12 protein-coding genes are annotated in these 13,734 nt (G+C 59.9%); 9 read left to right on the top strand and 3 right to left on the bottom strand.

All coding sequences use genetic code 11. The features are described from left to right. Nucleotides 1-43 precede the first annotated feature (43 nt). The 3 genes from FDQ92_RS08335 (at nucleotide 44) to FDQ92_RS08325 (ending at nucleotide 3,769) form a co-directional block, all read left to right on the top strand. Nucleotides 44-997 (top strand): aspartate carbamoyltransferase catalytic subunit, encoded by a 954-nt coding sequence (locus FDQ92_RS08335; protein ID WP_137424134.1) that lies wholly within the window; start codon nucleotides 44-46, stop codon nucleotides 995-997. 70 nt (nucleotides 998-1,067) lie between these two features. Further along, nucleotides 1,068-2,366 carry a dihydroorotase gene (locus FDQ92_RS08330; RefSeq protein ID WP_137425772.1) on the top strand — a complete coding sequence of 433 codons (1,299 nt, stop codon included), beginning with the start codon at nucleotides 1,068-1,070 and terminating at the stop codon, nucleotides 2,364-2,366. Then, nucleotides 2,363-3,769 (top strand): sigma-54-dependent transcriptional regulator, encoded by a 1,407-nt coding sequence (locus FDQ92_RS08325; protein ID WP_137424133.1) that lies wholly within the window; start codon nucleotides 2,363-2,365, stop codon nucleotides 3,767-3,769. Before FDQ92_RS08330 ends, FDQ92_RS08325 begins: the two co-directional genes overlap by 4 nt. A gap of 170 nt (nucleotides 3,770-3,939) precedes the next feature. On the opposite strand, the gene FDQ92_RS08320 is transcribed toward FDQ92_RS08325, so the two are convergent. Continuing rightward, on the bottom strand, nucleotides 3,940-4,866 hold the full coding sequence (locus FDQ92_RS08320) for an AEC family transporter (RefSeq protein WP_137424132.1): 927 nt from the start codon (nucleotides 4,864-4,866) through the stop codon (nucleotides 3,940-3,942). Nucleotides 4,867-5,003: 137 nt separating this feature from the next. On the opposite strand from FDQ92_RS08320, the gene FDQ92_RS08315 reads away from it, so the two are divergent. Beyond that, nucleotides 5,004-5,405: a hypothetical protein gene (locus tag FDQ92_RS08315; RefSeq protein WP_137424131.1), complete on the top strand. Its 402-nt coding sequence runs from the start codon at nucleotides 5,004-5,006 to the stop codon at nucleotides 5,403-5,405. Between the two features lie 119 nt (nucleotides 5,406-5,524). Here the strand turns inward: FDQ92_RS08315 and FDQ92_RS08310 are convergent, their stop codons facing one another. Then, nucleotides 5,525-6,364, bottom strand: coding sequence for an inositol monophosphatase family protein (locus FDQ92_RS08310; RefSeq protein WP_137424130.1), 840 nt, complete (start codon nucleotides 6,362-6,364; stop codon nucleotides 5,525-5,527). A gap of 221 nt (nucleotides 6,365-6,585) precedes the next feature. Here FDQ92_RS08310 and FDQ92_RS08305 point away from each other — a divergent pair, with 221 nt between their 5' ends. Further along, the gene (locus FDQ92_RS08305; protein ID WP_137424129.1) at nucleotides 6,586-7,431 is read left to right on the top strand and encodes an amidohydrolase family protein; all 846 of its coding nucleotides are present in this window, start codon (nucleotides 6,586-6,588) and stop codon (nucleotides 7,429-7,431) included. Between the two features lie 46 nt (nucleotides 7,432-7,477). Here FDQ92_RS08305 and FDQ92_RS08300 read toward each other — a convergent pair whose 3' ends face one another. Beyond that, nucleotides 7,478-8,512 carry a sigma-70 family RNA polymerase sigma factor gene (locus FDQ92_RS08300; protein ID WP_170180253.1) on the bottom strand — a complete coding sequence of 345 codons (1,035 nt, stop codon included), beginning with the start codon at nucleotides 8,510-8,512 and terminating at the stop codon, nucleotides 7,478-7,480. Between the two features lie 227 nt (nucleotides 8,513-8,739). Between FDQ92_RS08300 and hisC the strand changes: the two genes are divergently transcribed. From hisC to sppA, 4 genes are all read left to right on the top strand, one after another. Further along, nucleotides 8,740-9,846 (top strand): histidinol-phosphate transaminase, encoded by a 1,107-nt coding sequence (gene hisC, locus FDQ92_RS08295; protein ID WP_211341219.1) that lies wholly within the window; start codon nucleotides 8,740-8,742, stop codon nucleotides 9,844-9,846. Between the two features lie 267 nt (nucleotides 9,847-10,113). Then, nucleotides 10,114-10,806 (top strand): (d)CMP kinase, encoded by a 693-nt coding sequence (cmk, locus tag FDQ92_RS08290; protein ID WP_137424128.1) that lies wholly within the window; start codon nucleotides 10,114-10,116, stop codon nucleotides 10,804-10,806. A gap of 106 nt (nucleotides 10,807-10,912) precedes the next feature. Beyond that, nucleotides 10,913-12,682: a 30S ribosomal protein S1 gene (locus FDQ92_RS08285; protein WP_246041632.1), complete on the top strand. Its 1,770-nt coding sequence runs from the start codon at nucleotides 10,913-10,915 to the stop codon at nucleotides 12,680-12,682. Nucleotides 12,683-12,778: 96 nt separating this feature from the next. Then, the gene (gene sppA, locus FDQ92_RS08280) at nucleotides 12,779-13,675 is read left to right on the top strand and encodes a signal peptide peptidase SppA (RefSeq protein WP_137424126.1); all 897 of its coding nucleotides are present in this window, start codon (nucleotides 12,779-12,781) and stop codon (nucleotides 13,673-13,675) included. Nucleotides 13,676-13,734: the final 59 nt, after the last annotated feature.

Genomic DNA, 13,734 nt, shown 5'->3' with positions numbered 1-13,734 from the left:
ACGCCGTCGGGCTTCCCCCTCCAACGGGACTTCGAGGATTTCGATGCAATTTTCACGAAAAGACCTTTTGGGAATCCGCGAACTGGAGGCATTCGAAATCGAGCATATCCTGCAGACGGCGGAATCTTTCAAGGAAGTCAACCTGCGTTCCATCAAGAAGGTTCCGACGCTCCGCGGAAAGACGGTGGTGCACCTCTTTTACGAACCCAGCACCCGGACGCGGACTTCCTTCGACATAGCCGCCAAGCGGTTGAGCGCGGACACCTTCAGCATCACCGCTTCCACCAGTTCCATGGTGAAAGGTGAGACTTTCCTGGACACCGTAAAGAACCTGGAGGCCATGAAGCCGGATGTGCTCATCGTGCGCCATTCGGCTTCGGGCGCGCCGCACCGGATCGCGGCGAGAACGTCTGCATCGGTGATCAATGCGGGCGACGGCATGCATGAACATCCGTCCCAGGCCCTTCTGGACATGCTCACCATCCGCCAGCATGCGGGGCGCCTGGAAGGATTGACGGTCCTCATTGTTGGCGATCTGGCTCACAGCCGTGTGGCCCGCTCCAACATCTGGGGGCTCACCCGGATGGGAAGCCGCGTGGTGGTCTGCGGGCCTCCCACCCTGATCCCGCCGCATATGGACCGTATGGGCGCCGAAGTCCACGACCGGCTCCAGGAAGTGATTCCCGAGGCGGACGTGATCATGGTACTCCGGCTTCAGAAAGAACGCCAGGATCAGATGCTGCTTCCTTCGCTCCGGGAGTACGCCGTCTACTACGGAGTCGATCGCGACAAGCTCCGGCACGCCAGAAAAGATGTGCTCATTATGCATCCCGGCCCCATGAACCGGGGGGTGGAAATCAGCCCGGATGTGGCCGACGGTCCTAGTTCGTTGATCCTGGACCAGGTGACAAACGGCGTCGCCGTTCGCATGGCCCTGTTGTACCTGCTGATCCAACGGGAAGGCGCGGCATCGGGAACCGCGGACCCATCCGTATGAAAGGTGAACGCAAGCCATGACGGACTTTCTCTCGCCGGTTTTCGAGGCTCTGGCGGCGGAGCCCTCCAGGCTGCTCGATGTGCTTGTCCGCGGGGCGCGGGTTATCGATCCGGCTTCCGGTTTGGATGAGACGGCCGATGTATGGGTGGTTGCCGGCAGAGTCCAACGGATCGCTCCGCGGCTGGATCTTCCGGCTGAACGCATCGAGGAGACCCGGGTGGTCGATGGAGCGGGGCTTTGGCTGGTGCCCGGTTTTTTCGACATGCACGTTCACCTTCGCGAACCGGGCGAAGAATACAAGGAAACCATCGCCACTGGGACGGCTTCGGCCGTTTCCGGGGGGTACGCGGCGGTAGCCTGCATGCCCAATACGAATCCCGTAAACGACTGTGCTCCGGTGACCGAATTCATCCTGAAGCGGGCTGAGCAGGCGGGGTCCTGCACCGTCTTTCCCGTCGGCGCCATCAGCAAGGGCCTTCGGGGGAAGGAGCTTTCGGAGTTCGGGGAACTCCGGGCTGCCGGGGCCGTAGCGGTGACCGACGACGGCCGTCCCGTGACGGACGGCCGGCTAATGCGGCGGGCCCTGGAATATGCGCGACGGTTCGACCTGGTGGTGATCAGTCATGCCGAAGACTTGAGCCTGTCCGAAGGCGGCTTGATGAACGAGGGGGCCATGTCGACGAGGCTCGGCCTGCGCGGGATTCCCTGGGTCGCGGAATCGGCGATGGTGGCCCGGGATCTCATGCTCGCCGAATTGACCGGTTCGCGGATTCACATCGCCCATGTGAGTACCGAGGCATCCGTCCGCCTCATCCGGGAAGCCAAGTCCCGGGGTGTCCCCGTAACGGCCGAAACAGCTCCCCATTACTTCACCCTGAGCGATGACGTGCTGTCCGGTTTCGATACCGTCTACAAAGTGAATCCGCCGCTGAGGAGTCGGGAAGACAGGAAGGCGGTGAAGGAAGCCCTCGCAGACGGTACCATCGATTGCATCGCCACTGACCATGCGCCGCACAGCCTCCTTGAAAAGGATATCGAGTTTGAGTATGCGGCGAGCGGGATGATCGGCCTGGAATCAGCGTTTCCCCTCGTCTGCGGCCTGGTGCACGAGGGAGTCCTGACGCCCGGGGGCGCCATCGCCGCCCTCACCTGGAATCCCGCGCGGATTCTCGATGTTCCGGTCGGACGGTTGCAGGAGGGAGCACCGGCAACGTTTACCCTGGTGGACCCGAATGCCGAATATGTTATCGATGCCGATTCCTTCCAGTCAAAAAGCCGCAACTGCCCGTTCCATGGCCGGCGGGTTAAGGGACGGGTGCTTCTGACCGCGGTGGAGGGCAAGGCCGCATTCGTTTACCGGAAACCATGACGACACCCGCCGAACGAACGCCCCGCATTCTGATCGTTGACGACGAAAGGAGCATGAGGGAGTTTCTTGAGATCATGCTTCTCAAGGAAGGCTACGCCGTGCGTTCCGCCGTTCACGGGCAGGAAGCTCTAGATATTCTTGCGAAAGAACGCTTCGATCTGGTCATCACCGACATCCGCATGAAGCCCGTCGGCGGCCTGGAGGTTCTCAAAGGCTGCAAAGCACGGTACCCCAACACGGTGGTCATCATCATTTCGGCTTACGCCAGTACGGAAACGGCCGTGGCCGCCATGAAGGAAGGGGCCTACGATTATCTGCCCAAACCCTTCAAGATCGACGAAATGCGGACGGTCATCCGCAATGCCCTCCAGAGCCGGGGGGAAGAGCCGCTGCCAGCCGATCGCCAGGGGCCCCTTTACTACGGTTGCCTGATCGGCGAAAGCCCCCCCATGCGAAGAGTCTACGAACTGATCGAACGCGTGGCGAAGACGAGCAGCAATGTGCTCATCACCGGCGAGAGCGGAACGGGAAAGGAACTGGTGGCCAAGGCCATACACCGCCAAAGCCCGCGCCATGACCGCCCGTTTGTGGCGGTCAATTGCGGCGGGGTCCCCGAATCGCTCATCGAAAGTGAACTGTTCGGCTTCAAACGGGGAGCGTTCACGGGAGCCGCCGCGACGCACAAAGGCCTGGTGGAAGCCGCCCAGGGCGGGACCCTTTTCCTGGACGAGATCGGGGAACTGTCGCCCACACTCCAGGTGAAGCTGTTGCGGCTCGTTCAGGAAAAGACCGTTCGGATGATCGGCGATACCGACGATATTCCCGTGGACGTTCGGATCGTTTCCGCCACCAATCGAGACCTGGAGGCCATGGTCATCGAGGGCGCGTTTCGCGAAGATCTCTATTACAGGTTGAATGTGATCCAGTTGAGGCTGCCGCCTCTCAGGGAACGCCGTGAAGACGTCCCGCTTCTCGCCGAGTATTTTCTCGACAAGTTCCGGAAAGAATTCCAGAAGGACATCAAGAAGATCTCCTCGTACGCCATGGACATTCTCAAAGGCTACGATTTTCCCGGAAACGTGCGCGAGTTGGAAAACATCATCGAGCGCGGCGTGGCTCTCGAGTCTTCAAGCATCATCCTTCCCGACAGCCTCACACTGGCTTCCTTCAAACGCGGGCGGCAACCGGAAGCCGGCGGGTTCCTGCCGTCGCTTCCACCGGAAGGCCTCGATCTCAATCACTTTCTCGCCGACATCGAAAAGGAGATCCTCGTGCAGGCGCTGAACCAGGCGCGCGGCGTCAAGCAGAGGGCCGCCGAACTCCTGGGGCTTACCTTCCGCTCCTTCCGTTACCGTCTCCTCAAATACGGACTGACTTCCGAAGACGAACCCAAAGAAGGCTGACGCGCGCAAGATCGCTCCCGGATGTGTCACACCGCAACCGGGCGCCTTCCGAAAAAAGACCGATCGCGCCAGCCATCCGTGCGAAGGAATCCCCACGGGTTCTTCCACCACGGTCGCTCCTGCCGCTCCGGGTCGGCTGAACAACCCTGCGATGGCACGCCTCGGACCGGTCATCCGAACAGGGAGAGCACCACCCCGTAAACGAGTCCCGAAAGGAGGGTGTGGAGGGAAACGCTTGCGGCGGCCAGTTCCACGTCGCCTCCCAGTTCGGAAGCCATGACGTACGACACGGTGGCGGGAGGGGCGGCCAGGAGAATCATTACGGGAAGCCACATTTCGCGCGGAACGTCCAGCAGTCGGAGCAGGCCGTATCCCACGATGGGAAAGCAGACCATTTTCAGAACACCGATCCAGATCAGCTCTCGCTGCCGTTGCCTTACGGGCCCGAAGGAAAGAGACGACCCGATGAGCAGCAGGGCCGTGGGAAGCCCCATGCCCGAAAGGATTTCCAGAAATCGGCCCAACGGAACCGGGACGGGAATCCGCATGGCGGAAACCGCGACCCCCAAGGCCACGGACAGAATGATGGGGTTGAACAGTGCGCTCTTGAAGAACGGCCGGAAGACGACGCCGGTGGGGTTTCGTTCCGCCTGAGACGCCAAGGCCATGGTGGCCAGAATGTTGTGGGCGATCATGAGAAAGCTGCTGAGAAACGCCACGCGTTCGAACAGCAGGTCCCCGTCGGAATAGTACGCCATGGCGAACGCGATGTAGCCCAGGTTTCCGTGGAAGCTACTCTGGATGAAGGTCCCGCGGACGGTTCGCGGAAAGGCGCAGAGCCTGGCGGTTTGCCACGCGATGACGGCCTGGACGGCGAGGGCGGCCAGGATGCCGACGACCGCTCGCGGCTCAAAGTGGGCATGAAAGGACGCCGCCGAGAGCTTGTGAAAAAGCATGGCCGGGAGGGCCAGATAGAAAACCAGCTGATTGGCTTTGCGGGAGAACTCGGCGTCTATGACGCCGGTCCGCTTCAGGCCGTAGCCGACCAGGATGATTGCAAAGACCGGAAAAATCGTCTGGGTGAAGACCGGAATCATGGCGTTCCAACCCCCGCATCCGGTTTGAATCGGGGCTTGTACGTCAAGTCCCGAAAGCACTTGACCTTTTGCCGGCCGGGCTTTAATAGACTCACGTATTTCAAAACCCGGCGCCACGGCCCAAATGGAGCGGAAACATGGCGGAAGATCTGGAAAAAGAACAGATGATGGACGATTTCGACGACGAAGACAACCTCGAATTCGACGATTCAGCGGACCTGGATTTCGACGACGAGGAAGACCTTTTGGGGGAAGAAGACGACGAGGAACTCATCCCTTCAGTCCTTTACAAGGGGATCGCCAAACCCAAGACCGAGGACGACTGGCGTCAGTTGCTCATGGAGGCAAGCCGGGAAGGCGTACCGGAGTACCGGATCACGGACACCTACAAGGATGGCGATCTGATCCTGCACCCCCAGTTCGGCTTGGGGGTGGTGAGCAAGGTGGTTTCGCCCCGGAAGATGGAAGTGGTCTTCGATATGAGCAAAAAGTTGATGGCCATGAACCTGACGCCTCCCCGGGAAGCGGCGGCTTCTTGAACGATTCTTCCTTCGGCGGTGATTGAACATCTGTCCGCTTGGAAATGCAGCCGGGCGGACCAAACCTTTTGGAATCGGCGGAGAAAGCGCCCGATCCGGCGCTTTCTCCGTGTTTCCCTTCAGCGGGAGGCGTCGGTCGTGATGAAAGGCGCCAGCCCGGATTTCACTTCTTCCAGCAAGAACGGATAGCATGCCGGTGAACCGGCCACGATGTGCCCGGTTTGGATGTGACGCTCGGCGCCATGGAAATCGCTCACCCTGCCGCCGGCTTCTTCGATGAGCAGCGCACCGGCCGCGATGTCCCATGGCTTGAGCCCGGTTTCCCAGAAGCCGTCCACCCGCCCCGCCGCCAAGTAGGCCAGATCCAGAGCGGCGGCTCCTGCGCGGCGGACGCCGCCCACCCGTTTGAAGATCCGCCCGAAAACTTTCAGATAGACCTCCAGGAACTCCCTTTCGCGGAACGGAAACCCGGTGGCGAGCAGCATGCGCTCAGGGTCGGCTTCTCTGCTCACAGCGATCGGGCGGCCGTTGAGGAAGGCGCCGCAGCCTTTTTGAGCTTCGAACAGTTCGCCCCTCAGGGGATCCAGCACGAACCCGAGAGTTACCGTTTCCCCCACGATGGCGGCCACGGAAACGGCCACGAACGGGAAGCCGTGAACGAAATTGGTGGTTCCGTCGAGCGGATCCACGACCCAGGTGACCGGTTCGGAACCTTCCTGCGGCGGGCTTTCCTCCGCAAGGAAGCCGTGACCTGGAAAACGCCGGGAGATCCGATCCAGGATGAGTTCTTCGCACCGCCGGTCCACGCTGGTCACGAAATCGAAACGGCTCTTGTTTTCCACTGCCATGGGTTTCGCAACTTCATGATGTGTCCGAATGATTCGCCCGGCTTCGAACACGCTGAGGCGGGCCACCCGCCGCATGACTGCCAGCTGATCCTTGTCGGGGAGGTTTTTCATGGCGCCGTCGCTGCTTAGGGTTCATCAAGGGTTTTCATCGACGGATCTTGCGAGGCCGCCTTCGGTAAGAAGGCATCAGACTTCTGCCTCATTGAAAAGCCCATGTCAATGACGCTTTTTCCTGGATTTCCCTTGACAAGGTTCCGGATTTGCGGTGTTCGATATAAGGCGGAACGGGTGACGGCCGTGAACAGCGTAACGGAACGGAGGGAGCGGTTCCCATGAAAATAGACGTCCACACGCACATCTTTCCGCCGGCGGTGGTCGGAAATAGAGGGGCCTACTTCGCAGGGGAACCGGCCTTTCGGCTCCTTTACGATGGTCCGAAATCCCGGTTGGTCTCCGTTGAAGGGTTGATTGAGGTCATGGATCGCGACGAGATCGACCGTGCCGTGACCTTCGGCTTTCCCTGGAACAACCTGGAACTCGCGCGTCGGCACAATGATTATGTGCTGGAAGCCGCGGCCCGTTATCCCGACCGCCTCGTTCCGCTGGCCTGCGTGTTTCCGCTCGCTCCTGGAAGCGCGCACGAAGCGGACCGCTGCCTGAGGCAGGGGGCCCGAGGGCTCGGGGAACTGGCCATCTACGGGCCCTGCGATGAAAACCGGGCACTGGAAGCCTTTCGACCCCTGGTGGACCTCGTGAACCGGCACAACGCGTTTCTTCTGGTGCACGCCAACGAGCCTGTCGGGCACCTGTATCCCGGAAAAGCGCCCATGGGGCTTCGCTTTTACTACGAACTCGCCCGCTTGTGCCGGGGCGTTCGCCTGATCCTGGCGCACTGGGGAGGGGGATTGGGCTTCTACGAAAACCTGAAGCGGGAAGCTTCCGAAGTACTGGCGAACGTCTTCTACGACACGGCCGCCTCTCCCTACCTGTATCAGCCCGCTATTTACATTCAGATGATCCAGGCGGTGGGGGTGGAAAAGATTCTTCTGGGAAGCGACTTTCCCCTGTTGCGGGTCGAGCGTTACCGGAAAGAGATGGAAGAAGCCGGGCTGGAAGAGCGGTTCATCGCCGCGATTATGGGAGAAAACGCCGCGCGATTCCTGGGGCTGCCCTCATAGACGTGCGGGGTTTCCAGAGCCGGGTTTCTCCCGGGGCGGCGCGGGATCAGGCGTCGATGAGGCTTTCGTGAAGGAGATCGAGGTCTTCGATTTCCTCTTCGAGGTAGGCCTTCAGCTTCTTTTTCAGGCGGCTTTCGATCTGGCGGATCCGTTCCCGGCTGATGCCGAACTGGTCGCCGATTTCCTGGAGGGTCATGGGTTCGTCTGCTATCAGCCTCTTGTCGAAGATGACCGCTTCCTTGTCCTTCAGTTCACTGCGGAAGCGCACCAGCTTGTCGTGGAGGATGGACTTGGCTTCTTCGTCGGCCAGTTGATCGTCGACCGGGATTTCGTTGGAAGGAAGAAAGGACTTGTGGGTGTCGTCGGAATCCGCTTCCAAAGGGGCGTCCAGTGAAACTTCTCCGCCGCTCAGGCGGATGTCCATTTCCGTCACTTCGGATTCCTTGACGTCCAGGCGCTGACTGAGGAGTCCCGGGGTGGCGTCGATCCCCTGGGCCTCCAGCTTTTCCTTTTCCTTCCGAAGGTTGAAAAAGAGCTTCCTTTGGGCCTGGGTGGTTCCGATCTTCACGAGCTTCCAGTTGTCCATGATGAATTTGATGATGTAGGCCTTGATCCAAAACGATGCGTAATAGGAGAACTTGTAGCCACGGTACGGATCGAACTTCTTGACCGCCTGCATGAGACCGATGTTGCCTTCCTGGATGAGGTCCAGGAGGTTCTGCATCCAGTGGCGCTGGAAGTCCATGGCGATCTTGACCACCAGGCGGAGGTTGGACGTGATCAGCTTGTAGGCCGCATCCACGTCGCCCTTTTCCCGGTACCGGATGGCCAACTGCACTTCTTCTTCCCGGCTGAGCAGAGGATATCGCTTGATTTCCTCCAGGTAAGCCCGCAGGGAATCGTAAGGGGCGGGCCAGGGTTTTTCCGGGGGCTTGGTCGCCGGCAGATCGCTTTCCAGGCTCCCGGTGTCTTCGTTTTCGAGGGAGACCGGGAGTAAAGCGTTGTCCGATTCAAGGGGGCGTTGGGTCGCGCTTCCTGCATCTTCTCCGGCGACGTTTTTCTTTCGCGTCTTCTTGGGCATTCCTTTGACTCCATGTAAGGCGCGCATCACCCGGCCGGGGGCGATCCGGCCGGCGAAACGGCAAGAGGGAGCTCTTTCCACATGCGGGACGGCATTCTGGACAGCAGAAAGCCGTTGCCTTTGGAACGACTCTTCCATTAATAACTAACTGATTCTACGGAAAGCTCATCTTTTGTAAAGAGTCAAACGGTTGCACGAAACCTTTCGCTTCCACCAGGAGATCGGCCTTGCTGGAAAAGCTCATCCCCGCGCACATCGCATCGCTGGTGCCTTACCCGCCTGGAAAGCCTCTGGATGAATTGGAACGGGAATATGGTATCACGAATTCCATCAAACTGGCGAGCAACGAAAACCCGCTCGGGCCCTCGCCGAGGGCTGTGGAAGCGGTGCGGAAGGCCCTCTGGGGGCTGCACCGCTACCCGGACGGAAGCGGCTACTATCTGCGGCGCCGAATCAGCGAGAAATTCGATCTGCCGTTTGAAGGCATCGTCCTGGGAAACGGGTCCAACGAGGTCATCGACCTGGTGATCCGGACCTTTATCCAGCCCGGGGATCATGTGGTTTTGCCGGCCCCTTCCTTCCTGGTTTACAGCCTGGCAGTGCAGGCGGCGGGGGGGCATGCCACGCCGGTTCCCTTGAAAGACTTCGTGATCGACCTGGAGGCCATGATTGATGCGGTCACGGAGCGGACCCGGGTGGTTTTCATCAATAATCCCAACAACCCCACCGGGACGATCCTCTCGCGGCACACCATGGATGCCTTCCTGGACGGCTTGCCGCCCCACGTGGTCGTGGTGGTGGACGAGGCGTACATCGAATTCGCCAGGGATCCCGAGATCTTCAGGGGATTCGGCGCGATCCGGCGAAAGGGGCCCTACGTGGTGGTGCTCCGGACGTTTTCGAAGGCGTACGGACTGGCAGGCCTTCGGATCGGCTATGGGGTGATGGCGCCGGAAGTCGCCGATTACCTGAACCGCGTCCGGCAGCCCTTCAATACGGGAAGCCTGGCCCAGGCGGCGGCTCTCGCGGCACTGGACGACGAGATCTTTCTGGAGAAAACTTGCCGTGCGGTCTGGGAGGGGCTGGAGCACATCCGGCGGCGGCTGAGCGCGGCGGGGCTGGTGTGCGTACCCTCCGAAACCAATTTCATGTTGGTGAAGGTTCCGGTGGACGCCAAGAAGGTCTTCGAGGGCATGCTTCGCCGGGGAGTGATTATTCGCGCGATGAACGCCTATGGATTGCCGGAATACATTCGGGTCAACGCCGGGCTTGCTGAGGAAAACGAGCGTTTTGTGAGGACCCTGCTGGAGGTCCTGGAAACGCTGGAAGGGTGACATCCGCAAAGGGTGCGGATCTTTTAGAACGACATCCAGGGTGACCCTCTGAAATAGATCCAGATGGCCTTGAAGCAGCAAGCGCATCAGCTGCGTTTCCCCTCGTTCACAAGCTTCAGCTTGGGAACGAGGGAATGGGTCACGGCTTCATGGGAATCGAATCTGGAGCTTCTGCACGCTTGTGTTCCCAAGCTGGAGCTTGGGAACAAGAAGCAAAAGATCTGCACCCCATCCGCAAAGGAGATCGTGGGACAGCGGGGGTGATCGATGGTAGTGGCGGTTGACGGACCGGCGGGGGCCGGCAAGAGTTCCGTGTGTCGCGAACTGGCCCGCCGGTTGGGTTTTGCCTACCTGGACACGGGGGCCATGTACCGGGCCACGGCCTGGGCGGTCCTGCAGAGCGGTCGCCAAGAGGCTTCGGCGGAAGAACTTGCCGAGGTCCTGAAGGATTTTCCGTTGGAATTCGACATCCGGGACGGAAGCCTCCGGATCCTCTGGCAAGGGAAGGACGTGGCCGAAGACCAACTCAGGACGCCGCAGGTGACTGCGTGGGCTTCGCGTATTTCGCAACAGAAGCCCGTTCGAGACCTCCTGGTGCACTGGCAACGCCGGCTGGCCGCTCAACGCGATGTGGTGGCGGAAGGCAGGGACATGACCACCGTGGTGTTTCCGGATGCTTCGATCAAGGTCTTCCTCACTGCGGACCTCACGGCACGGGTCCGGCGGCGCCTCGGCGACTATCGCAAAATGGGCCTCGACCCCGACCCCGACAAACTGGCCGATGAAATACGAATGCGCGATGAGGCGGATGCAGGCCGGGCCCTTGCGCCGCTCAAGCCCGCTCCCGGCGCCTGGGTCGTGGACACCTCGGATTTGACCTTCGAGGAGGTAGTGGAACTGCTTTCCAAGCGTGTGGGTTCCCGGCGTCCGGTTTCGCACGGTTCTTCTTTTTCGTTATGAAAAAGCATTGTCAATTGTTGAGCCGTCTGATAGATTGCGCGCACAAATGACAGGGCCAAAGGCCGAATTCGGATAAGGGGGCAACAGTTCAATGGTGGACAAACAAATGACAGAACCTGTAGTAGACGATTCCAAGGAAATGGAACCAGAAGAAGTGCATGCGCCGCCTCAGGGAGAAACCGATGACCTCGACATGGAATCCGTGCAGGCGCTCTACGATGAGAGCTTCGGAAACATCCAGGAAGGGGAAGTGGTTCGAGGCCGGATAGTGCAGGTTTCCGAAGATTTTGTGATGGTGGATATCGGATACAAGTCCGAGGGTGAAATCCCCATCGCGGAATTCGTGGATGAAACCGGAAACGTGCAGGCCAACATCGGCGACGAGGTGGATGTACTGCTCGAGTACCACGACGATGACGAGGGATCGGTTTTCCTGTCCAAGGAAAAAGCCGAGAAAATAAAGATCTGGGATGACATCAGCCGGATTTACGCCGAAGACGGCGTGATCGAGGGCAAGGTGGTCTCCCGGGTCAAGGGTGGCCTGTCGGTGGATGTGGGTATTCAGGCCTTCGTGCCCGGGTCCCAGGTGGATCTGCGCCCCGTGAGGAACCTGGAGTCGCTCATCGGCAGGACCTTCGACTTCAAGATTCTGAAGTACAACAAGAAGCGGCGAAACGTGGTCCTCTCGCGGCGTGTGCTCCTGGAAAAGGAACGGGAAGCGCTCAAGAGCAAGACCCTGGAGGATCTCGAAGACGGCAAGATCATGGAAGGCGTGGTGAAGAACATCACCGATTACGGCGTCTTCGTGGATCTGGGCGGCATCGACGGCCTCCTGCACATTACGGACATGAGTTGGGGCCGCGTCGGGCATCCGTCGGAAATGTGCCAGATCGGCGATACCATCAAGGTCATGGTGCTTCATTTCGACCGGGAAAACGAACGAGTCTCCCTGGGTTTGAAGCAGCTGGCGCCGGATCCGTGGACGCATGCGGTGGACCGCTACCCCGTGGGAACCCAGGTCAAGGGACGTGTGGTGAGCCTCACCGACTACGGGGCGTTTGTGGAGATCGAAGAAGGCATCGAAGGACTGATCCACGTGTCGGAAATGTCCTGGACTCGGAGGATCCGCCATCCTTCGAAGATCCTGAGCGTCGGCGACCGCGTGGATGCGGTCATCCTGAGCATCGACCCGGAAAAGAAGCGGATCTCGCTCGGCATGAAGCAGCTGGAACCCAACCCGTGGGACGTGATCGCGGACAAGTATCCCGTGGGAACCGTCATTTCCGGGAAGATCAAAAATATCACCGACTTCGGAATCTTCATCGGGATCGACGAGGGCATCGACGGCCTGGTCCATATTTCCGATATTTCCTGGACCAAGCGGATCCGCCATCCTTCCGAGGTTTTCAAGAAGGGCCAGGAAGTGCAGGCCATCGTGCTCAACATCGACAAGGGCAACGAACGGTTTTCGCTGGGAATCAAGCAGCTGGAGCCGGATCCGTGGGAAAGCGTGCCCCAGCGCTACCCGGTGGGAGCGGTCCTCACCGGACCGGTGACCAACGTGACCGACTTCGGGCTTTTCGTGGAGATCGAGGAAGGGATCGAGGGGCTGGTGCACGTGTCCGAGATCAGCAAGGAGAAGATCAAGACGCCCATCGATCAGTTCAAAGTGGGCGACCAGGTAACGGCCAAGGTGATCAATATTTCTACCAAGGACCGGAAGATCGGGCTTTCCATCAAGAAGGCCGAGGAACACGACGAGCGAACGGACTATCAGGACTACATGAACACAGCCAAGGCCGCCACTTCCAACTTGGGGGAACTGCTGAAGGGCGAACTCCAGGCCCGCCAGAACAACTTTTCGTCCGACGATTAGACCTGGCCGTTCACGCCTGGAACCTTCCCGAACATCGAGGGGCACACACCCGGTCGGCGGAAACACCCGCAGCCGGGTGTTTCTTTTGGTAAGGAGATGATGATGAAACGGGTTGCCTTCTGGTTCGTGGTCTTTCTGTTCATATTCGTGATTCTGCCTGTCGGAGGCGTTCTGCTCTGGATGGTGGTTCAGGAAGTGGACCTGCTGGCGAAACCCAACCGCCTGGGCGTGATCGAGGTCAACGGCATGATCAAAAACGGGACGCCTGTGCTGGAGGCCCTGAAGAAATTCGGGGAGGACCCCAACATCCGGTCCGTGGTCGTCCGCATCGAATCCCCCGGAGGCGGTGTGGGCCCTTCACAGGAAATCTACCGCGAAGTGCGCCGCTTCAGATCCCTTAAGCCCGTGGTCGCCTCCCTCGGAAGCATCGCCGCCTCCGGCGGCTATTACGTGGCAGCCGCCTGCAATACGATCGTCGCGAACCCTGGAACGCTCACCGGAAGCATCGGCGTCGTGGTGCACCTGCCGAAACTTCAGGGCTTGTTCGACCGCATCGGCTACGAAACCGTGACCATCAAGAGCGGACCCTACAAGGACATTGGAAACCCGGGGCGGGACATCACCGCGGAGGAGCGCCGGGTGCTCGAAGAAACCGTGGAAGCGGTGCACGGGCAGTTCGTGAAGGATGTGGCCAAGGCGAGAGGTCTCCCCGAAGAGGCGGTGAGGTCCATTGCCGACGGCCGCATCTTTACCGGCGAACATGCCCAAAGCCTGGGGCTGGTGGACGAACTGGGCAACCTCGAAGACGCCTTCGCCCTGGCGGCGAAACTCGGCGGCATCGAGGGAAAACCCGTGATCGTTTACGCCGAAAAAAAGAAGGTGACGCTCTGGGACGTCATCCTGAGCGGATCGTTTCTTGACAGGTTCCGAACGGCCCTGGACCCTTCGGAAGCCGTGAATCCGCTACGGTACCAGTGGAGCCTGTGGCCCTGAGTGCAGCTCCACGTAATAAAGTGGCCACTATGCAGCACTCTTCAGTGGGTGAACATAAG

Origin of the sequence: Desulfoglaeba alkanexedens ALDC, assembly GCF_005377625.1 — a bacterium.
In the GTDB taxonomy this organism is placed as follows: domain Bacteria; phylum Desulfobacterota; class Syntrophobacteria; order Syntrophobacterales; family DSM-9756; genus Desulfoglaeba; species Desulfoglaeba alkanexedens.
The sequence above is the reverse complement of the archived record's forward strand: the minus strand, read 5'-3'. Positions and strand labels throughout refer to the sequence as shown.

Excerpts from the sequence above, each read along its gene's own strand:
- FDQ92_RS08305 (WP_137424129.1), top strand. The coding sequence starts at position 6,586 with ATGAAAATAGACGTCCACACGCACATCTTTCCGCCGGCGGTGGTCGGA.
- FDQ92_RS08315 (WP_137424131.1), top strand. The coding sequence starts at position 5,004 with ATGGCGGAAGATCTGGAAAAAGAACAGATGATGGACGATTTCGACGAC.
- FDQ92_RS08325 (WP_137424133.1), top strand. The coding sequence starts at position 2,363 with ATGACGACACCCGCCGAACGAACGCCCCGCATTCTGATCGTTGACGAC.
- FDQ92_RS08335 (WP_137424134.1), top strand. The coding sequence starts at position 44 with ATGCAATTTTCACGAAAAGACCTTTTGGGAATCCGCGAACTGGAGGCA.
- FDQ92_RS08310 (WP_137424130.1), bottom strand. The coding sequence starts at position 6,364 with ATGAAAAACCTCCCCGACAAGGATCAGCTGGCAGTCATGCGGCGGGTG.
- cmk (WP_137424128.1), top strand. The coding sequence starts at position 10,114 with ATGGTAGTGGCGGTTGACGGACCGGCGGGGGCCGGCAAGAGTTCCGTG.
- sppA (WP_137424126.1), top strand. The coding sequence starts at position 12,779 with ATGATGATGAAACGGGTTGCCTTCTGGTTCGTGGTCTTTCTGTTCATA.
- FDQ92_RS08285 (WP_246041632.1), top strand. The coding sequence starts at position 10,913 with ATGACAGAACCTGTAGTAGACGATTCCAAGGAAATGGAACCAGAAGAA.
- FDQ92_RS08320 (WP_137424132.1), bottom strand. The coding sequence starts at position 4,866 with ATGATTCCGGTCTTCACCCAGACGATTTTTCCGGTCTTTGCAATCATC.
- FDQ92_RS08300 (WP_170180253.1), bottom strand. The coding sequence starts at position 8,512 with ATGCCCAAGAAGACGCGAAAGAAAAACGTCGCCGGAGAAGATGCAGGA.